We start from the raw sequence: 20,157 nt of genomic DNA on the forward strand, positions 1-20,157 counted from the left end.
ACTTCGGCGCCAGACTACGACATCGCCGACCGGCTGTACATGACCCTCAATCACCTGTTTAAAACGACTGATTGACACGCGGTACGGCACTGGGTCACGATCGACTCGCCGCCCGCTCCCCCCACCGGGCCCGGCCGCCACTCTCGGTACCAGTCGGCAGGAGCCTCATGACAGCCGAAACACCCCACGACAGCTTGAATGCGCCCTACAGCCTGCAATTCCCGTTCAACCGCACGGTCGGCCCGACGATCGGGGCCTTCCTCGGTGGCCTGCGCGAGGGCAGGCTCTTCGGTACCCGCACCGATCGTGGCACCGTGCTGTGCCCGGCCGCCGAGTTCGATCCGGAGACCGCCCGGGCGACCGGCGAGCTGGTCGAACTCGCCGAGACCGGAACGGTGCGGCACTGGACCTGGGTACCGCGCCGCGCCGGCGACGACATTCCGCACGACTACGCCTGGGCGTTGATCAGCATCGACGGCGCCGAGGGCGGGCTGTTCCATGCCGTCGACACCGGCGGCGACCCCGCACGCATGACACCGGGCCTGCGAGTCACCGCGCGCTGGCGCGACGAGCGAGTGGGCAGCATCCGCGACATCGTCTGCTTCGAGCCGGTGGCCTCATGAGCACCCGGCTGCCCGAACCCGTCACCGAGTTCACCAATCCATTCCGGATGGACTACACCTACGTCGCGGGGGTGGGCCGATCGGTGTTCCTGCGCGGACTGGCGAAACGGCACCTGCTGGCCCGCCGCTGCCCGAGCTGCGCCCAGGTGTACCTGCCGCCGCCCGAGTTCTGCTCGCGCTGTCTGACCGAGCTGTCCGAGCCGTTCGAACTGCCCGGCGACGGCATCATCTCGACCTTCTGCGTGGTGAATTTCCCGTTCCCCGGCCAGGTCTTCACCCCGCCCTACGTGGCGGCCCACATCCAGGTGCGCGGCGCCGACACGCGGCTGATGCATCTGATCCAGGAGATCGAGCCCGGCCGGGTGCGCATCGGCATGGCCGTCGAACCGGTCTGGTGCGCCGACGACGCGCTCGAGACATCGATGAACGCCATCCGTTACTACCGGCCCCTCACTGCCGGCGAAATCCGCACCGAGGCAGGAGGTTCCGATGCGTGAGGTGGGTATCGTCGCCTTCGCCCAGTCGCCGTGCGCGGCCGCCGACCGGCGCCACGATATGGCCGAGATCCTGCTGCCGGTGATCCGCCGCGCCCTCGACACCGCAGGCATCACCCGCGACGACGTGGATTTCTTCGCCTCTGGCAGCCACGACTTCTTCGAGGGCCGGACCTTCGCCTATATCGAATCCCTCGATGCGGTGGGGGCGTGGCCGCCGATCTCGGAATCGCATGTCGAGATGGACGCGGCCTGGGCCTTGTACGAGGCATGGAGCTGGTTGCAGCTCGGTGAGGGCGATATCGCGGTGGTGTACGGCATCGGCCGCGGGTCCTTGCCGCAGGATCTGGATCAGGTGATGGCCGCGCAGCTGGATCCGTATTTCCTCGCACCCTTGCGCCCGCATCGCGATGCCATCGCAGCGTTGCAGGCGTCGGCGCTCATCGAGTCCGGCGCGGTGAGCGAACGTCAACTGGCCGAAGTTGTTTCGCGCAGCCTCGCGGCGGCCGCCGGTAACCCCGCCGCACAGATATCCGGCGAGTATCCGGTAGATCAGCTACTGGAAGCGCCCTACATCGCATCGCCGCTGCGCGCCCACGACGTGGGGCCGGCCGGGGACGCGGCGGCTGTCGTGGTGCTCGCCGCGGGCGATGCCGCGCGCAGGCTCGCCGCCCGGCCCGCGTGGGTGCGCGGCGCCGATCACCGGATGGACAGCCACTATCCGGGCACCCGCGATCTCACCCGCGCCGACACCGTCGATGCCGCCGCCGCACGGGCCACCGAGCTCGCGGGCTTCGGCCCGGCCGAGGTAGACATCGCCGAATTACATTGCGAATACAGCTATCAGGAACCGCTGCTGGCGCGCACGCTCGGCCTCGACGGCGCTCGCATCAATCCCGGAGGCGGACCGCTGGCCGGGCGGCCCGCGACCGCCACCGGCCTGATCCGGATCGGCGAGGCCGCCGCGCACATCCTCGACGGCCGCGCCGACCGCACCCTCGCCCACGCCACCAACGGCCCCGCACTCCAGCAGAACCTGATCTGCCTGATGGAGGGAGATCGATGAGAACCGCGGTCATCGGCATCGGCCAGAGCAAGCAGGCCAAGAAACGCGAGGTCACCATCGGCGGGCTGGTCCGCGAATCGGTCGACGCCGCGCTCGCCGACGCCGGACTCGAACACCGCGACATCGACGCCATCGTGCTGTCGAAGACCCCGGACCTGTTCGACGGGGTGATGAATCCGGAGCTGTATCTGGCCGATGCCATGGGCGCGCGCGGATTGCCGGTCACCCGGGTGTTCACCGGCGGCAGCGTCGGCGGGCACGCGGCGATCTACGGGGCCCACCTGGTCCAGGCAGGGCTGGCGCGCCGGGTGCTCGTGGTCGCCTATTCCAAGGAATCCGAAGGCGATTTCACCTGGGCGCTCTCGCGCGGCCTGCCCTTCAGCGCCAATCTCGGCGCCGGGGCGGGCGGTCATTTCGCACCGGTCATCCGTGAATACATCCGCCGGTCCGGCGCACCCGAGCACATCGGCTGGCAGGTCGCGGTCAATCATCGGCTCAACGCGACGCGCAATCCGTACGCGCACATCCAGCGTCCTGATATCACCGTCGAAGAGGTGCGGGATTCGCGGATGCTGTGGGATCCGATCCGGTACCTCGAGTCGTGCCCGTCCTCGGACGGCTCGTGCGCGGTGGTGCTCGCGGGCGAAGCCGACGCCGAGCACAACCCGCAGCCGCCCGCCTGGATCCACGGCATGGCCTGGCGCACCGAGACCGGCCATTTCGCCGGGCGCGACGAGGTGAATCCGGAAGCGGGCAGGCAATGCGCCGCCGAGGCCTATCGGCAGGCAGGCATCACCGATCCGGCCCGGGAGATCGACACCGCCGAGCTCTACATCCCCTACAGCTGGTACGAGCCGATGTGGCTGGAGAACATCGGGCTGGCCGAGGTCGGGGCGGGCTGGAAGATGGTCGATTCCGGTCGCACGGCCTTCGGCGGAGAACTGCCGATCAACCCGTCGGGCGGGGTGCTGTCCGGCAACCCCACCGGCGCCACCGGCCTGCTGCGGTTCGCCGAGGCCGCGCTCCAAGTGCGCGGCACCGCGGGCGCCCATCAGGTGCCCGACGCGAAACTCGCCATCGGCCACGCGATGGGCGGCGCCTCGCAATTCCATGCCCTGTGGGTCGTCGGCAGCGACCGGCCCGAGCACTGATCACCAGCACACATCAACGCGCACAGCGCTTTCGAGGAGAAACACCGTGAACCAGCGAGCCTTCGTCATCGGCGTCGGGATGACGAAATTCGAGAAGATCGCCAGCCGGGACTGGCAGTACCCGGATATGGTCGCCGAGGCGGTGGGCGCGGCGCTGGCCGACGCGGGCATCGAGTACGGCCAGGTGCAGCGGGCGGCCGTCGGCTACGTCTTCCAGCCGTCGACGGCGGGTCAGCGCGCCCTCTACGACGTGGGTCTCACCGGCATTCCGATGGTGAACGTGAACAACAACTGCGCCACCGGTTCCACCGCGCTGATGCTGGCCCGCGAATGGGTGCAGGCCGGGCTGGTGGACGTGGCGCTGGCCGTCGGCTTCGAGCAGATGACCAAGGAGGCCATGGCCGGTTCGGGCACACCCGCGGTCAGCACCATCGACCGGCATATCGCGGTTCTGAAGTCCACCAACGGTTTCGGTACGGCGCCGCTGACCGCTCAGTTCTTCGGCGCCGCGGCCGCCGAGCACATGCGCCGCTACGGCACCAGCCGTGAGCAACTCGCCGGCGTCGCGGTGAAGAACCACGAACATTCGACCCGCAACCCGTACGCGCAGTTCCAGGACGCCTACACCCTGGACCAGGTGCTCGGTGACAAGCCGGTGCACGATCCGCTCACCCGCTCGCAGTGCTCGCCCATGTCCGATGGTTCGGCGGCCGCGGTCGTCGTCAGCGAGGCGTTCGTCCGGGCTCACGGTCTCGCCGACCGCGCGGTGGAGATCCTCGGGCAGGCGCTGGCCACCGACGACACCTCCTCCTTCGGCACCGAATCCATGATCGATGTCGTCGGCGCTCCGATGACGCACAAGGCCGCCGCCGAGGTCTTCACCGCCACCGGAAGCACCATCGACGAGGTCGATGTGATCGAGCTGCACGACTGCTTCTCGATCAACGAACTCATCACCTACGAGGCACTCGGCATGTGCGCGCCCGGCGAATCGGGCGCGCTGATCGACTCCGGCGCGACCACCTACGGCGGACGCTGGGTGGTCAACCCGTCCGGCGGGCTGATCTCCAAGGGGCATCCGCTCGGCGCGACCGGCCTGGCCCAGTGCGCCGAGCTGACCTGGCAGCTGCGCGGCGAGGCCGGGCCGCGTCAGGTCGAGGGCGCCCGCCGCGCGCTCGCACACAACCTCGGGCTCGGTGGCGCGGTGGTCGTGACGCTCTACGGTGCACCCGGCCCGCTCGATTAGGGTGCGCACGTGAGCCGAGGACTTTCGACGGAACCCGCGCAGGCGGGGCCGGATGACACCGCCCTGCCCACCGACAAGCGCCTGATCCGCGCCGCCGAACGGCTGTTCGCCGAGCGCGGGATCGACGCGGTGTCGCTGCGGGCGGTGATGTCGGCGGCCGGCGCGAACGTCGCCTCGGTGCACTACCACTTCGGTTCCAAGGACGCGCTGGTCGAGGCCCTGCTCGAACAGCGAGGCGGGCAGGTGTCGCAACGGCGGTCCGAATTGCTGGACCACATCGAGGCTTCCGGCGACGCCACGGCCCGCTCCTTGGCCGAGGCGTTCGTCCGTCCGGTGGCCGAGCAGATCGCCGCGGGCGGTACCGCGTGGGTCACCATCGTCGCGGGCATCATCGGCAGCAGGCATCCCGCGCTGTCGCGGATCACCGAGGGTTTCGCCCCGCAGGCACGCCGGTTCACCTCGCTGCTCGGCGCGATCTATCCCGACGTCCCGGCCCGCACCATCCGGTTCCGGCTGACCCAGGCCATGAGCCTGACCTTCCAGGCCCTCGGCGATCTCGACGGACTGCGCGACATGCTGGCACTGAGCGGAACCCGGCTCACGCCGGAGGAAGTACTCGAGGAGCTGATCGATCTGGTGACCGCGATTCTCGCCGGTCCGCCGGATCGCTGATTCCGCCATCTGTTTCGCCGCGCAGCCGCGATCGAATCCGTTCGCGGGGGCGTGCGTTCGTGCCTACTTCGAGAGCATTCCGCCCGCATCTGAGCGACAACGAATGTCGTTTGTCGCTCAGATGCGGGCGGAAAGTACTTGGCCCCTGCTGCTGACCTCCACAAGGCCGCGCCGGCGGAACACGTCGCCCCGCCGGCGCCCGCGAGAGCTCAGTTCACCTGGCGGGCACCGTCGCTCCAATACTGCGCGCGCAGAGCCTTCTTGTCCGGCTTGCCCAGCGGGCTGAGCGGGATGCTGTCGGCGACATCGATGGACTTGGGCGTGTATACGGCGCCCTTACGTTCCTTCACCAGCGCCTGCAACTCCTCCACCGTCACTTCGCGGCCCGCACGCAGCACCACGACGGCCTTCACGGCCTCGCCCCATTTGTCATCGGGCACACCGATCACCGCGGCGGCACTGACGGCGGGATGCGCGGACAGCACATCCTCCACTTCCCGTGGATAGACGTTGAAGCCGCCGGTGACGATCATGTCCTTCTTGCGGTCGACGATGTAGAGGAAACCGTCGGCGTCGCGTCGGGCGATATCGCCGGTGTGCAGCCAGTCGTGTTCGGTGGCCTCGGCGGTCTGCTCGGGCTTGTTCAGATAGCCCTTCATCACCAGCGGGCCGCGCACACAGATCTCGCCCGGCTCACCCGTCGGCACCTCGTTGCCCTCGTCGTCGAGCAACGCGACGTGCAGCCACGGCACCGGGCGGCCACAGCTGGCCAGCCGCTCGGGCACGGCCGGATCGTGATCTTCCTTGCGCAGCACCGAGATCGTCATCGGGCATTCGGCCTGGCCGTAGAACTGGAAGAAGATCGGGCCGAACTTCTCGATCGCCTCGGCCAGCCGGGTCGGTGAGATGGCCGAGGCGCCGTAGAAGACCGTCTCCAGGCTCGACAGGTCGTATTTGTCGAGATCGGGGTAATCGAGCAGGGCGTAGAGCATGGTCGGGACCAGCATCGTCGAGGTGATGCGGTACTTCTCGATGGTGGCGAGCACGGTCGCCGGATCGAAACCGGGCAGCACCACGATGGAACCGCCTTGCAGGCTGGTCGGGTTCCAGAACGCGCCACCGGCGTGGCTGAGCGGCGTGCAGACCAGGAAGCGCACCTCCTGCGGCCACTGCCATTCGGTCATCTGGATGCGCAGCAGCGTCGCGCCACCGCGGAAGCTGAGCATCACGCCCTTGGATTTGCCGGTGGTGCCGCCGGTGTAGGCGAGGCTGACGGTGTCGCCGGGGGCGACGTCCGGGGCCACCAGCGGGGCAGGTGCGAAGGCGTCGGCGGCGGCCAGCAGATCGGTGCCCGCTTCGGTGGGGCCGAAGGCCAGCAGATTCTTCAGCCCGGGGACCCGCTCGGCGAGCTGGGCGGCGCGCTGTTCGTATTTGTCCGGATCGTAGACGAGGGTTTCGATGCCCGCGTCCTCCAGCACGTAGGCGTGATCGTCGAGCGAACCCATCGGGTGCAGTGCGGCGAACCGGACCCCGGTGACGGCATTGGCGCCCTGGGTGAACAGCACCTCCGGCCGATTGGCCGACAGGATCGCCACCGGGCTACCGACCCCGAGGCCGAGCGAGGTGTATGCCTGGGCGAACTTGCTGATCTGGTCGCGCACCTGCCGGTAGGTCAGCTGCTCGTCGCCGATATGCACCGCGGTCCGGTCGGCATACAGCTCGAGCGAGCGGATGAGCATATCGACCGCCAACGGCTCCCGATGGAGGAGATCGACCTCGGTGATCTGCGGATCAGTGTTCATTCATGCGCCTTCCGGGCCCGCGTCGTCGACAGATGCACCCTCAAAGTTAGAACGCGTTCTAGTTCGGGGCAAGGGGTGCGCGCAGATCCGTTCCGGTCCGCGCCCTCGGCCGACACTCCCGGCCACGACACTCCGATAGCCGAGAAGATGCGCGCCGTGAATCCCGAGCTGTCGTCGGTGACCGCTGATAACCTCTGGGGCACAAGCGATTCACGTTCGTCAGGGGGCGAGGGATGAGCACACCGGCCACGCATCGGGATCGGTCGCCGAGGCCGCGATGAGCACACCCACCGACGAGCCGACGCGCTTCCTGGCGGCCGCGGTTCACCTCGACGACGCGCTGGCCGATGCACTGGTCGAGGAATATCTGGCGGAGCCGAAACGGGCCGTTCCGCCCTCGCCGGGAGTGGACGCCGTCACCGTGCTTCGCGAGGCGGCGGCAGCCCAGTGGCGGCGGCGCACCATCAACCTCGTGCTGGTGGCCACGCTCATCCTGACCACCGTGTTCTCGCCGATTCTGGTGCTCGTCTGGCTGATCGCCGGGCTCACGTGGCGGCTGTGCGCGGCGATCGTGGCCCGGTTGGCGCAGGGCAGGGGCGGGTCCAACTGGTTCCTCGCCGAGCGGCACCGGCGATGGTGGGTCACCGCGCTCGCCTGGTCGGCGCTCAGCGCGTTGTCGACCGCGCTGCCCTCGCTGGCCATGGAATCGATCGGCGAGCCGATCCTCACCACCCCTGATTCCGCCCTGTCCACCGTGTTCATGCTGATCACCCTCGCCCTGGTGACCGCGATGCTGTGCCTGCTGATCGCCCGGCACTATCTGCCGTGGCAGGTCGCCACCACCTGGTACGGCTACGGGCGATATCAACCGGACAGTCCACCGCGAGAGGCCGCCATCACCGCGAGCGCGCCGTACGCCGACCGGCTGCACCGCATCTCCCAGGATCAGCTGCGGCGCGCGCAGGACAGCTCGGGCGAGGTCGTGGTGTATCGCGGCCACAAACCGTTCGTCGGCGCGGGCGTCCGGGTCCGGTCCTGGTCGTCGGCGCTGGAACTGTATGCGAGCTCGGAGACCGCCGAGTCGGCCGATCCCACGCGCGCCACCGACCCGGTGCCGAGGTTCGAGCCCCGTGAGCTCCAGGAGTTCGTCACCGCAGATCTGAAAACACTGCGCAGATCGCCGACCCTCACCCCGGGCCGGCGCTTCGCCGAACTCGGCGTCACCAGCTGGGCCCTGCTCTCGCCGGCAGACCTGTTGCACAATCCGTCCGGGCGCGCGCTGCTCGGCCGGCTCGATGCCGGCGCGGAACCGGAGTTGAACGCCGAAGATTGGGCGGCACTGAGCAACGAATCACCGGAGTGGTTACGCTATTACCGCTGCTACCGGCTGGACGGCTGGGCGCGGCAACTCGCGGTATCGGGCTTTCTGCACGTCGGCTGCGAGGAGCGGATGCTCGTGCTCGAATGGCATGGATTCGTCCTTGCCCCGATCGCGCCCGAATTCCGCCGCGTCGATTCCCCGCCGAGCATGCTCGAACTACGCACACTGTGGGCCGCCGCGGGCGATCTGGCGTTGTTGCCCACCTCCGTGCCCGGCCGGATCGCCGATGTGATCCGTGGCGTGTCGGCGCGCCGCCGCGCCGGTGGCTCGTGGACCACGCCGGATCAGGCGGAGCAGGTCTTCGGAGCCGCCGCGAGCATCCGGGAACTCGGCGCGGGCGACGAACTCGCCAACCTGTTCCAGGAAACCGACTGCGACCGCTACCTCAAGATCCTCGAGCAGCGCACGCTGGATTCCGTGCATCGGTTCCTGCGGGAAAAAGGCATTGCCGCCAAGGGATTCGCCGACATGGTCCAGCAGATCAACAACTCGACCGTCATCAACAACTCGAACGTCATCGCCGGGAATATCGGCGGCATGGGCAATTCCGGCTCGGTGGGAGCCGGCGCCGGCGCTGCGACGAACTAGGAGGCCCTCATGTCAGATTCCTCGGTCAACATCACCGGCGGGCGGGTGGCCGCCGGAAACATCGGCGGCTCGGGCAACAACGGGCAGATCACCGGCCCGGTCGATCTGTCGGCAGGCGCGGAGACCGATCAGCTCGCCACCGCTCTCGCCGAACTTCGCGAGGAACTCGCCCGGCTGCGCGCCCAGCTGGCCGCGGCCCCGGATTCGGCCGCCGATGTCGACGATGTTCTCCAAGACCTCGCCGACCCGGAACCGGATATCCCGGCCGCCACCACCCGATGGGAGCGATTGCGCCGGCGCATCCCCGAGCCGTTGCAGAATCTCGACACCATTCAGCAGATCGTCGGCCTCCTGGAACAGGTGCGCGGACTGGCATCCTGATGCGGCCGTGACCTTTTCACCAGCCGGCCGCCAGTTGCATCCACACCAGCATCACCACCACGCTCAGCAGGCAGACCGGGCCGAGGGAGCGCTGCATCTTCACGCGGGTGGGACCGGGGGCCGCCCACACCACCCAGAGCGAGGTGGTTCCGAGTGCGGCGAAGGTCAACCAGGTCACCACTATGCCTGCGAGGTACATCCGGCTTCGCCCTCCTGTCCGGGCCCGGTGCTGCGCACGGCATTGCTCACGCGCCGTTGATATCTCGGCGCCGAGATGCGTCCGATTCCTCGCTCCGACGCGGCGGCGCGGACGCGTTCGCACCCTGACGATTTCACCGGGATGATCACCGTATCCGGTGCGATTCGCGGAAACGCGGGTAGCGATGAGCAATTGGACAGCTCACAGCGTGTGCTCTTCGAGAATTGTTTCCACACACATTGATCAGGCGAACCCGAGGCACGATCTATTTCATACAGTTCAGCAGAACCGCTGCTCAACGCCGGGAACAGCTGATACTCCGATGTTCTCGGACGACATCACACAAGATCCCGCCGCTGTGACTGTCCCCTGTGCCGAATGCCGGTGAACGTTTTTCGTGAAGTTTCCAGAGACCACGCTTCTTCCCGAGATGGCGCCGATTCCGCAAATACCGTTGGCGCAGTTTCGATGCCGTTGAATTCGCGGCGGCAGCGTTGTTCAGGAAGGCATGTGATGAGACGTAGTACCTCTGGCCGGTTGTGGCGTTCGGTGCTGGTGGCGGGCGCGGTGGCGCTGGCGTTGACGTCGGTGGGTGGTCGGGCTGCGGCTGCGCCGACGGAGCAGGATTTGGCCGATTATATTGCGGCGGGTCGGTCGGTGGCGGGGCCGGTGGCTGATTCGGGGTCGAGTTCGGGGTCGGCGTGTGATTCGGGGTCGGGTGCGGGTTCGGGTAATGGTTCTGGTGATTGTTACGGCGGGTCCGGGAGTAGTTCGGGGTCGGCGGGTGGGTATGCCTCCGACACGGTGGGGTGGGGTCCGGCGCAGACGTCGTGGCTGGCGGCATTCGCCTATGGGCTGGCCAATGGTGATGCGGCGCCGCCGGGGGCCAATGACTGGAATTGCAAGCCGACGCCCGAGCATCCGCGGCCGGTGTTGTTGATCCACGGCACGTGGATGAACGCCTACAACGGCTACGCCTATATGGGGCAGCCGATCAAGGATGCCGGGTTTTGCACCTTCACCTTCAACTACGGTCGCTCCAACCTGCTCGAGGGCGGTGGCCTGGGGTCGGTGCTGCCCGGGGTGATGGGCACCGGGTATATCCAGGATTCGGCCAAGCAGTTGGCGGTGTTCGTGGATCGGGTGCTGGCCGCCACCGGTGCCTCCGAGGTCGATATCGTGGCGCACTCGCAGGGTGGGTCGATGTCGAACTGGTACACCAAGTTCGAAGGCGGCGCGGCGAAGGTGAAGAACCTGATCACCTACGGCGCCACCCATCACGGCACCAGCCTGGACGGGATCGGCGCGCTGGGGCGTGCGATCAACAACCTGGGCATCGACATCCTCGGGTTCATCGAGATCTTCGTCGGGCATGCCGGGATCCAGCAGACCATCGGCTCGGACTTCGTCAACCAGCTCAACGCCAATGGGGACACCGTGGCGGGGGTGGATTACACGATCGTGGGTTCCCGCTACGACGAGATCACCAATCCCTACGACCTGACCTTTTTGAAGCCGGGTCCGGGGGCTACCGTCCGCAACATCACCCTGCAGGACGGTTGCGAACAAGACATCTCCGACCACCTGACCATGATGTATTCCCCCCGCGCGCTGTCGATCGCGTTGAATGCCCTGGATCCGGTGCAGTTCCCGCAACTGCAATGCACCTTCAACCCCTGGCTCATCGGCGGCGGCGGACAACTCTGACCACCCCCTAGACCGGCACCCACCGGACCGGATCGACACCGACTCCGGCCGGTCCGGTGGGAGCCCGGCCGCCGCCCGCACCCGAAACCGGTGACCCGCGCCGGTTCCGTCCGACGGCCGGCGGATGCCCATCGAGCGGCTCAGGCCCTGCCCGCTCGGTGGGCATACCCATATCCGTGGCACGTTGCGATCGACGGCAGGCCATCCCCGGGCGGTGCCACGGGTGCGATTTCCAGCAAACACGATCTGCCGGCTACGGAAAGGCCACTACGTTCCAGGGCATTTCAGCGCATCGCAGGATCCACTGTCGGCCCAACGGCATTCACGACGCGATTGCGCTGGTCGAGCCAGCAGGTACCGCGACTGGTCAGGCCAGACGCCACCTACGGCAAGACCCTCACCGACCGGCCGACGAGCATCCGCCCCGGTCTCGTAGTGGCTCGACCCGGTCCACCGCCCGCAGGTCCCGCCGGAACCATCCGCGCTGCCTGTGCACAGGACCGCGATGGGATCGAGGGGCGCGGCCGTGGCGCTCGCTGGGACCACCGCGGCCGCACCGGATAGCAGGGCGGCGACGACCGTCACCGTTCGATGCCCGAATCCGGCCATGACGTACGTCCTGAACTGGCCGCACGAGCGGCCGTGTCTTCACATCGGATACAAGCTGTGCTTGCGCGGGTTGAACTCCGCCGCCGCGGCCTTGTCCTGCAGCAGGCGCAGTGCGTGCCGCAACTCCAGGCGGGTGGTGGACGGTTCGATGACGGCGTCGATGTAGCCGCGCTCGGCGGCCACCCACGGCGTCGCGACGGTGGCGTTGTACTGCTCGATCATGAACTCGCGCACCGCAGCCCGCTGTTCGGGCGGCACCTGTTGCAATTGCCTGCGCCCGGCGATGTCGACGGCGCCCTCGGCACCGATCACCGCGATGCGGGCGGTCGGCCAGGCGAAGCTGACATCGGCGCCGAGCTGCTTGCACGCCATGAACCCGTACGCGCCGCCGTACACCTTGCGCACGACCAGATTGATGATCGGCACGGTCGCCTCGATGATCGCGCGCGGCACCCGGCCACCCCGGATGATGACGCCGTTGCGTTCCTCCTCGACGCCGGGCAGGATCCCCGGCGTATCCACCACGAAGATCAGCGGCAGCCCGAACGCATCGCACAACCGGATGAAGTAGGTGGCCTTGTCCGAGCAGTTCGCATCCAGCGCACCACCGAGCACCAGCGGTTGATTCGCCAGCACCCCCACCGGGCGGCCGTCGACCCGGGCGAAACCGGTGATCAGGTTCGGGGCATGGGCCGCCCGGATCTCGTGGAAATCACCGTCGTCGAAGATCCGCAGCAGGATCTCGTGCATGTCGTAACCCTCGCGATCGGAGTCCGGAATGATCGACTCCAATTCGAGGTCATGCATGGTGATCTCGGGCTCGAGACCGGGGTTGACGATCGGCGGCTGCTCCACACAGCTCGACGGCAGATAGCTCAGATACTTACGCGCCCAGTCGAAGGCGTCCTGCTCGGTCTCGCACACCTGATGGATCACACCGTTGCGGGCCTGCACCTCGGCGCCACCCAGTTCCTCGGCGGTGACATCCTCACCGGTGACCGCCTTGATCACCTCGGGGCCGGTGACGAACATATGCGCCTTCGGCGTCGCCACCAGCACATCGGTATTGATCGGCCCGTACACCGCACCCGCCGCGCATTTGCCCAGCATGATCGACACCTGCGGCACGAAACCGGACAGCCGTTCCTGGCAGCGGCTCATATGGGCGAACCAGGCCAGGGAGGCGACCGCGTCCTGGATCCGCGCCCCGCCGGAATCGTTGATCGTCACCACGGGGCAGGCCTTCTCGAAGGCGAAGCGCAAGATATGGGTGAGCTTGCGTCCGAACATCTCACCGACCGAACCGCCGTACACGGTCTGGTCGTGTGCGATCACCACCACGGGCCTGCCGTCGATGCGGCCGTGGCCGGTCACCACGCCGTCGCCGTACATGGCGTCGGGGTCACGCGGATTACGTACCAGCCCGCCGATCTCGGCGAAGGTCCCCGGATCCAGCAGCGCCTGCACCCTGGACCGCACGCTGGGGATGCCCTTCTGCGCACGTTTGGCGATCCCGGCGGCACCCGCCGGCTCCGCCGCGACGGCCAGCACCTCGCGCAATCGGTCCAGCTTCGTTTCGGTGCCAGTCGTCATCCGGATATGCCTCTCGCCGTGCAGTGGTCCGGCCGAAGATAACCGGGCAGGCACACGAGTTCGGCGCTGTGCGGCGCAGTCTGGACACACTCACAGCGTCAGCGGATCAACCACTGGCGATATGACCAAAAAAGATGTGCGCGTCGGCTCAGGATCCGCTGTCGCCGCGGCGCAACCGCTGGGCCGCCGCGACGGCTTCCTGCTTGGAGAACCCGTCCGCCATCCATTCCGAGTCCACATACCAGGCTCGCCAGGTCCCGTCACCACGCTGTTCGGTCCGCAAACTCTGGTCCATGGCAATCACCCGGGACTCCCCTGTCTGGTCGTCGGTCATCGACCTCGCGGTCGATCTGAGGCGGACCAGACCCTACAGCCCGAGCGCGGCAAGGGCACGGATTCGGTGGTGCGGCGGCCCGGTTGTAATACAACCGGCATGGAGCCTCGCCCAGCCACCGGCACCCGGCCTCGGCCGATCGACCGATCTCCGGGCCGCGCCGCGCCGACGCTCCGATGACACACACAGGCCGCCGTGTCCTGAACGATGTCCAGTATCGTGGATGGGTACTGCTGTCTCACGGCTGCGTGCGGCGGTATGACCCGAAGGATGCGAACAATGCTCGAACCCATTCGACCCATCTCAGGCGGCTCCACCGTTCGCGGCGCGGCCGACCCTGGATACCGCAGAGCGGTCACCGCATTCGCGCGGTTGTTCGCCGGGGGCCGCGGGGGCGGTGCGCTGGCGGTCTACCATCGCGGAATTCCCGTGGTGGACATCTGGACCGGAATCGCGGATGCCGACGGCAACGAATGGCAGAAGAATACCGGCGCCGTCTCGTGGTCGACCACCAAGGGCATCACCGCGACCGTTGTGCACCGCTTGGCCGCGCGCGGCCTGATCGACTATCGCGCCCCGGTCGCGGAGTACTGGCCCGAATTCGCCGCCAACGGCAAGAAAGCCATTACCGTCGCGGAAGTACTCAGCCATCGCGCCGGGCTTTCCCGCATCGGCCCCTTGGCCAGGAACACCACCGAGATGCTCGACCACGTCGCGATGGAGGAGCGTCTCGCCGCCGCACGGCCCGATCGGTTCCGTGGCCTGCCCGCCTACCACGCGATCACCTACGGCTGGCTGGTCGCAGGCATCGCGCGCGCCGTGACCGGCAAGGGAATGGCCGAGCTGTACCGCACCGAATTGGCCGAACCGCTCGGCATCGACGGGTTGCACCTGGGAGCACCGCCCGCGAGCAGTGATGTCTCCGTGGCGACGCTGTCCGGCTCGTCGCTGCCGCTCGGCCTCCCGAACGCCGAGCAGATCCTGCGGACCACCACCCGATTCATCGGCCCGGGAACAGGATTCATCCGATCGATCTACGCCGCGGGCATCGCCGATCTCGCCGCCGGGCCCGAGGCGCCCATCCTGCGCAGCGAAATGCCCGCCGCCAACGGCGTGTTCACCGCGCGTGCGGTCGCGGCGGTCTACAACCTGCTCGCCACCGACAACGCACTGCTGTCGCGGCGACGGGTCCGCGCGGCCTCGCGGATCCAGACCTACCTGCCGGACCGCAACCTGCTGCTGCCGATGGGCTGGCGTCTCGGTTATCACTCATGGCCCATTCCTGGCGCACCGGGCGGATTCGGCCATATCGGACTCGTCGGATCCGGCGGATGGGTCGATCCCGACAATGAGCTGGCCGTCGGCTTCGTGCACAACTGGCTACCCGAGGCCACCAAGCTGCCACGCGACCAGCTGATTCTTGCCCGGCTGCTCACCCCCATCGTCCGTGCGGCCGCCGCACCGGCATCCGAAGACAGGTCCAGGCAAGCGAAAGCCGGGTGATCGGCGCCCCGCCGCGCCGCGCCCGGAGGTAGTGAGGAGCCGCGATGATCGACCTGATCGCACCGACCGACGCGATCTTCCTGCTGAACGAATCGCGCGAGCACCCCATGCACGTGGGCTCGCTCCAGCTGTTCGAGCCGCCGGAAGGCGCAGGGCCGGATTTCGCTCGGTCGATCCATCAGCGGCTCGTCGACTCGCCGGTGACCGATCCGACGTTCCGCAAACGTCCGGGCCGGATCCTCGGCGGCATCTCGAGCCTGGCCTGGACCCACGACGACGAGGTGGACCTCGACTATCACGTGCAGCGGGCGGCCCTCGCCTCTCCCGGCCGGGTGCGTGAATTGCTGGCGATGACCTCGCGTTTGCACAGTGGGCTGCTCGACCGGCATCGGCCGCTGTGGGAACAGCATCTCATCGAAGGGCTCGACGACGGCAGATTCGCCGTCTACACCAAGGTGCACCACGCGTTGATCGACGGCGTCGCGGCCCAGCGACTGCTGCGGCGTACCCTCACCACGGACTCCTCGGACACCGAGATCCGGACGCCGTGGAACCTGCCGAGGCGTTCGCGGTCCGGCTCGTCCGGCGGCCGTTCCCGCGCCACCGACGCCGCCCGGACGATCGGGAAGCTCGCGCCGTCGACCGTGTCGCTGATTCGCTCGGCGCTCACCGACCAGCAGCTCACGCTCCCGTTCGCCGCACCAGACACCCTCTTCAACGTGCGCATCGGCGGTGCCAGGCGATGCGCCGCCCAATCGTGGCCGCTGGACCGGATCCGCGCGATCAAGGCCGCGACCGGGGCGACCGTCAATGATGTTGTGCTGGCGATGTGTTCGGCCGCGCTGCGCACCTATCTGCTGGAACACAACGCACTCCCCGATACCCCGCTGATCGCCATGGTTCCGGTGTCGCTGCGGACCGAGAGCGAAGCCGACAGCGGTGGAAACATCGTCGGAACCATCTTGTGCAATCTCGCGACGCACAGCGCCGACCCGGCCGAGCGCCTGGAGATCATCAGCGCCTCGATGCGGGAAGGCAAACGGCTGTTCGCGGAGATGCCGAGAATCCAGGCCTTGGCGGTGTCGGCGGTGATGATGTCGCCGCTGGGGCTGGCGAGCCTGCCCGGTTTCATCTCGATGACGCGCCCGCCGTTCAATATCGTCATCTCGAACGTGCCCGGCCCCGAGCAACCCATGTACTACTGCGGGGCGCGGATGGACGGCAGCTACCCGATGTCGATCGTGCTGGACGGGCAAGCACTCAACATCACCCTGTCCTCCAATGCCGGCAACCTCGACTTCGGCATCGTCGGCTGCCGCCGCAGCGTGCCGCATCTGCAACGGCTACTTGCGCATCTCGAGACCGGGCTCACCGAGCTCGAACACGTCACGGCGTGATGTCGCGACGGCACAGTCGAGGCTGTTCGACCGTGCCGCCGCGCGGCGTCCTCGGCAGCTGTGCCATGCTGGGTGACGAGTACGGGTTGTTCACGTGATCGCTCGGCTCGCAACAGGAAGCAAAAACAAAGTATGTCGCAAGGCAGTGTGAAGTGGTTCAACGGCGAAAAGGGCTTCGGGTTCATCGCGCAAGATGACGGCGGTCCCGACGTTTTCGTCCATTACTCCGAGATTTCCGGCTCCGGCTACAAGTCCCTCGAAGAGGGCCAGCGGGTCGAGTTCGAGGTCGGGCAGGGCCAGAAGGGCCCGCAGGCCCAGAGCGTCCGCGCCATCTAGGAGCGTTCAGCCCAGGAACCCGCGCCGCGGCGCGGGTTTCTTGCTTTCCGGGCCTCTCCCGGCATGCTCGGCCACCAGATGCGGTCCCCGATTGTGGCGAAGACGGCCGGGATGATGATCGTGCGCACGATGAAGGTGTCGAGCAGGATGCCGAGACCCACCACGATGCCGAGCTGGGTGAGGGTGATCAGCGGCAGCACGCCGAGCACACAGAACACGGCCGCCAGCACGAGCCCGGCGCTGGTGATGACCGTGCCGGTGGTCGAGACCGCACGCACGATCCCCTGTGTCGTCCCGTGCCCTGGCGTCTCTTCGCGAGCGCGGACCACCAGGAAGATGGAGTAGTCCACGCCGAGCGCCACCAGGAACAGGAAGGCGAACAGCGGCACATTGGTGTCGATGGCGGGAAATCCGAACAGGTGCACGCTTGCCCAGCTGCCGAGTCCGAGCGCGGCGAGCGCGCTCAGCACCGTCACCGCGACCAGCACCAGTGCCGCCGGGATCGCCCGCAGCAGTCCGATCAGGATGATCAGCACCGCCACCAAGATGAGCGGCATGATCACTGCGCGGTCCCGGCTCGCGGCGTTCCGGGTATCGAGGGCCTGGGCGTCGCTGCCCCCGACGAGGGCGTCGGCGTCGGGTATTCCGGCCAGGCGTTCGCGCATCGACTCGATCCGATCGAAGGCGCGTTCGGACTCCGGGGCCGCATCGATCACCACCGCCCAGCGGGTCAGCCCGGTATCGGCGGTGCCGGTTCGGGTGACCCGCTGCACCCCAGGCGTCTCCGTCAGCACCTGCTCCGCCCGCGCCGCCGCGGCCGAACGCGCGACGACGACCGCCGGATCGCCGGTGCCTGCCGGAAAGTGCGCGGCCAGGGTGTCGAAGCCGGCCACCGACTCGGCCTGCACCCGGAACTGCTCGGTCTGCGAGAGCCCGATATCGACGGTGAACAGTCCGGCCGCACACACCACCAGTGCCGCCGTCGCGCCGGTGGCCACGACAGCACGGCGCTCGACCACCCGCGTCGCGATCGAATGCCACACCCCGGTTTCGGAGCGATCGGGACCACCGGCCTCCGGAACAAAGGGCCAGAACACCTTTCGTCCGCACAGCGCCAGCGCGGCCGGCAGCCCGAACAAGACGAACAGCACGACGACCAGCAATCCGGCCGCTGCCGACGCACCGAGGCTGCGCGTGCTCGGCACCGAGGCCAGCAGCAAGATCAGCAGCGCGGAGACGACGGTGAGGTTGCTGGCGAGAATGGCGGGCCCGGCCCGGCGGCACGCCTGCCTGAGCGCGCGCCGATGGTCCGGTTCCCGCCGTAGTTCATCGCGGTAACGCGACACCAGCAGCAGCGCGTAGTTGGTGCCCGCCCCGAACACCAGCACGCTGGTGATGCCCGAGGTGGAGCCGTCGAAGCTGAGGCCGGTCAGTTGCGCGAGCGCCGTGCCGACGCTGGTGGCCACCCGATCGGCGAGGCCGACCACGAGCAGCGGTATCAGCCACAGCACCGGTGACCGGTAGGTGACGATCAGCAGGATGGCCACCACGATCGCGGTCACCGCCAGCAGGGTGGCGTTCGCGCCGGAGAACGAATCGGCGATATCGGCGCCGAACGCGGGCCCACCGGTCACCTGGAGCTGCAGGGCCTCGGGCAGGCCGGTCGTGGAAACCGTACGCAGACGTTCGATCTCGTCGGTGAGCGCGAACCCGCTCAGCTGCGCGGATACCGGGACACCGCCGATCGCGGCGGCGCCGTCGGGTGAGGTGATCAGCCGGACGTCGCTCGGCTCGGCCGACGTCGCCCGCGCCACCGCCGCACGCGCGGCGGACAGATCGGCCTCGCTCAGCGCGGCGCCGTCGGCGCGGGAGACCACGATCACCGCCGAGGCCGAATCGGCGTCGGGAAACTGCGCCAGCGCCTGTTCGATCTGCGCGGACTGGTTACCGTCGGGCAGCGAATTCGGTGCTTCACCTGCGGACTCGTTCTCCCCGACCGCACCGATCACCCCGATCGCGGCAATCGCCAGCACCAGCAGCAACCACCATGACCTGCGCGAGCTGACCGTCGCGGCGTACCGGCTCCAGATATCCACAGGCGAACCCTCTCAGATTCTTAATATTTAAGCAACAGAGGTTCTGCGGCTAGGCTGTGCCCGTGGATCAGAAGCGACGCGCGCCCGAGCACCGAGGCGACCCCGAGCGGCCGGCGATCGAAACCGAGATCGGCTCCGACCTGCGCGCGCTCACCGCGGTCTCCGAACAGCTCGGGCACGTCTTCGCGCGGTCGAACAATCTGCGGCCCAACGACTTCCGGGCCTTGCTGCACATCGCGACCGCCGAGTTCGAGGGCGTCCCGCTCACTCCGGGGCGGCTGGGCAGACTGATGGGCATGTCCTCGGCCGCCGTCACCTATCTGGTCGAGCGCATGATCGACACCGGGCACCTGCGTCGCGACGCCGACGACACCGACCGACGCAAGGTCCTGCTCCGCCACGACGAGCAGGGCCGGTCCGCAGCCGAGGACTTCTTCATTCCGGTGGGCACGCGGACCAGGGCGGCGCTGGCCGAATTCTCCGACGACGACCTCCGAACCACCCATCGCGTGCTGATAAGCGTCATCGCGGCACTGCGCAACCACCTCGACGAAGTGACCGCACCCGATCGGTGAGGTTCCCGCTCGATCGCCGTCCGTCGTCAACCGGTGCCTCATCGCGACCTGCCGTGGCCGGATCGTCGGCGCCGCGTGCGGTTCGGCGCGAGATCGACTGTCATCACGGTCCCTCGATCCGGATTCGTCACGCGTTGCCGTGGGAGGTACGCAACGATTATGCATCGTTTTCTCGGATGAAGTCGAGCCCTCGCTACCGGGACAACCGGCCAGGCCGGCTCAGGCGTCCGCGTCGAGGATCCGGTCCACCGCGTCGGCGAGTCCGGACAGGCTCTGCGCCGATTCCGGCAGAATCGCCGACTCCCAGCCCGGACCGCCGACGAATACCCGCGCACCGGTCGCGCCCGCGGCGCGAATCGCCGAGATCAAAGCGGTCGACTCCTGCTGGGACCACAGCACGACGG

18 protein-coding genes and 1 pseudogene are annotated in these 20,157 nt (G+C 68.0%); 13 read left to right on the plus strand and 6 right to left on the minus strand.

Going from position 1 to position 20,157, the window contains the following annotated elements:
- Positions 1-167: 167 nt before the first annotated feature.
- The 6 genes from AC4HOU_RS21565 to AC4HOU_RS21590 are packed head-to-tail and all read left to right on the plus strand — an operon-like array spanning position 168 to position 5,252.
- The gene (locus AC4HOU_RS21565; RefSeq protein ID WP_195021170.1) at positions 168-623 is read left to right on the plus strand and encodes a Zn-ribbon domain-containing OB-fold protein; all 456 of its coding nucleotides are present in this window, start codon (positions 168-170) and stop codon (positions 621-623) included.
- A complete protein-coding gene (locus AC4HOU_RS21570; protein ID WP_490725055.1) occupies positions 620-1,120 on the plus strand; it encodes a Zn-ribbon domain-containing OB-fold protein in 501 nt (166 codons plus the stop codon). The genes AC4HOU_RS21565 and AC4HOU_RS21570 overlap by 4 nt, the downstream gene beginning before the upstream one ends.
- Complete coding sequence (locus AC4HOU_RS21575) at positions 1,113-2,183, plus strand: thiolase family protein (RefSeq protein ID WP_490725056.1); 1,071 nt, start codon at positions 1,113-1,115, stop codon at positions 2,181-2,183. The genes AC4HOU_RS21570 and AC4HOU_RS21575 overlap by 8 nt, the downstream gene beginning before the upstream one ends.
- Positions 2,180-3,334, plus strand: coding sequence for a thiolase family protein (locus AC4HOU_RS21580; RefSeq protein ID WP_163814743.1), 1,155 nt, complete (start codon positions 2,180-2,182; stop codon positions 3,332-3,334). The genes AC4HOU_RS21575 and AC4HOU_RS21580 overlap by 4 nt, the downstream gene beginning before the upstream one ends.
- Positions 3,335-3,380: 46 nt before the next feature.
- On the plus strand, positions 3,381-4,580 hold the full coding sequence (locus AC4HOU_RS21585) for a thiolase C-terminal domain-containing protein (RefSeq protein ID WP_163814744.1): 1,200 nt from the start codon (positions 3,381-3,383) through the stop codon (positions 4,578-4,580).
- A gap of 9 nt (positions 4,581-4,589) precedes the next feature.
- Complete coding sequence (locus AC4HOU_RS21590) at positions 4,590-5,252, plus strand: TetR/AcrR family transcriptional regulator (RefSeq protein WP_163814745.1); 663 nt, start codon at positions 4,590-4,592, stop codon at positions 5,250-5,252.
- A 209-nt stretch (positions 5,253-5,461) separates the two neighbouring features.
- Here the strand turns inward: AC4HOU_RS21590 and AC4HOU_RS21595 are convergent, their stop codons facing one another.
- Positions 5,462-7,054 carry an AMP-binding protein gene (locus AC4HOU_RS21595; RefSeq protein ID WP_490725057.1) on the minus strand — a complete coding sequence of 531 codons (1,593 nt, stop codon included), beginning with the start codon at positions 7,052-7,054 and terminating at the stop codon, positions 5,462-5,464.
- A 277-nt stretch (positions 7,055-7,331) separates the two neighbouring features.
- Here AC4HOU_RS21595 and AC4HOU_RS21600 point away from each other — a divergent pair, with 277 nt between their 5' ends.
- Together AC4HOU_RS21600 and AC4HOU_RS21605 are read left to right on the plus strand one after the other, a co-directional pair.
- A complete protein-coding gene (locus AC4HOU_RS21600) occupies positions 7,332-9,023 on the plus strand; it encodes a MerC domain-containing protein (protein WP_490725058.1) in 1,692 nt (563 codons plus the stop codon).
- Positions 9,024-9,032: 9 nt separating this feature from the next.
- On the plus strand, positions 9,033-9,404 hold the full coding sequence (locus AC4HOU_RS21605; protein ID WP_195021175.1) for a hypothetical protein: 372 nt from the start codon (positions 9,033-9,035) through the stop codon (positions 9,402-9,404).
- A 16-nt stretch (positions 9,405-9,420) separates the two neighbouring features.
- On the opposite strand, the gene AC4HOU_RS21610 is transcribed toward AC4HOU_RS21605, so the two are convergent.
- Entirely contained in the window at positions 9,421-9,603 is a 183-nt protein-coding gene (locus AC4HOU_RS21610) for a hypothetical protein (protein WP_163814749.1), read from the minus strand.
- Between the two features lie 513 nt (positions 9,604-10,116).
- On the opposite strand from AC4HOU_RS21610, the gene AC4HOU_RS21615 reads away from it, so the two are divergent.
- The gene (locus AC4HOU_RS21615) at positions 10,117-11,310 is read left to right on the plus strand and encodes an esterase/lipase family protein (RefSeq protein WP_490725059.1); all 1,194 of its coding nucleotides are present in this window, start codon (positions 10,117-10,119) and stop codon (positions 11,308-11,310) included.
- Between the two features lie 648 nt (positions 11,311-11,958).
- Here AC4HOU_RS21615 and AC4HOU_RS21620 read toward each other — a convergent pair.
- Entirely contained in the window at positions 11,959-13,512 is a 1,554-nt protein-coding gene (locus AC4HOU_RS21620; RefSeq protein ID WP_490725060.1) for an acyl-CoA carboxylase subunit beta, read from the minus strand.
- Between the two features lie 148 nt (positions 13,513-13,660).
- The gene (locus AC4HOU_RS21625; RefSeq protein ID WP_163814752.1) at positions 13,661-13,807 is read right to left on the minus strand and encodes a hypothetical protein; all 147 of its coding nucleotides are present in this window, start codon (positions 13,805-13,807) and stop codon (positions 13,661-13,663) included.
- Between the two features lie 318 nt (positions 13,808-14,125).
- On the opposite strand from AC4HOU_RS21625, the gene AC4HOU_RS21630 reads away from it, so the two are divergent.
- The 3 genes from AC4HOU_RS21630 (at position 14,126) to AC4HOU_RS21640 (ending at position 17,082) form a co-directional block, all read left to right on the plus strand.
- Positions 14,126-15,349 carry a serine hydrolase domain-containing protein gene (locus AC4HOU_RS21630; RefSeq protein WP_490725061.1) on the plus strand — a complete coding sequence of 408 codons (1,224 nt, stop codon included), beginning with the start codon at positions 14,126-14,128 and terminating at the stop codon, positions 15,347-15,349.
- A gap of 47 nt (positions 15,350-15,396) precedes the next feature.
- Entirely contained in the window at positions 15,397-16,746 is a 1,350-nt protein-coding gene (locus AC4HOU_RS21635) for a WS/DGAT/MGAT family O-acyltransferase (protein WP_490725075.1), read from the plus strand.
- A gap of 132 nt (positions 16,747-16,878) precedes the next feature.
- Positions 16,879-17,082 carry a cold-shock protein gene (locus tag AC4HOU_RS21640; RefSeq protein ID WP_163814754.1) on the plus strand — a complete coding sequence of 68 codons (204 nt, stop codon included), beginning with the start codon at positions 16,879-16,881 and terminating at the stop codon, positions 17,080-17,082.
- Here AC4HOU_RS21640 and AC4HOU_RS21645 read toward each other — a convergent pair.
- The gene (locus tag AC4HOU_RS21645; protein WP_490725062.1) at positions 17,079-19,178 is read right to left on the minus strand and encodes an MMPL family transporter; all 2,100 of its coding nucleotides are present in this window, start codon (positions 19,176-19,178) and stop codon (positions 17,079-17,081) included. The genes AC4HOU_RS21640 and AC4HOU_RS21645 overlap by 4 nt on opposite strands.
- 62 nt (positions 19,179-19,240) lie before the next feature.
- Here AC4HOU_RS21645 and AC4HOU_RS21650 point away from each other — a divergent pair, with 62 nt between their 5' ends.
- Positions 19,241-19,753 carry a MarR family winged helix-turn-helix transcriptional regulator gene (locus AC4HOU_RS21650; protein WP_490725063.1) on the plus strand — a complete coding sequence of 171 codons (513 nt, stop codon included), beginning with the start codon at positions 19,241-19,243 and terminating at the stop codon, positions 19,751-19,753.
- A 219-nt stretch (positions 19,754-19,972) separates the two neighbouring features.
- On the opposite strand, the pseudogene AC4HOU_RS21655 reads toward AC4HOU_RS21650, so the two are convergent.
- Positions 19,973-20,157 (minus strand): annotated as a pseudogene (locus AC4HOU_RS21655) (MerR family transcriptional regulator); the annotation flags it as partial.

The organism is Nocardia sp. JCM 38205 (assembly GCF_058222935.1).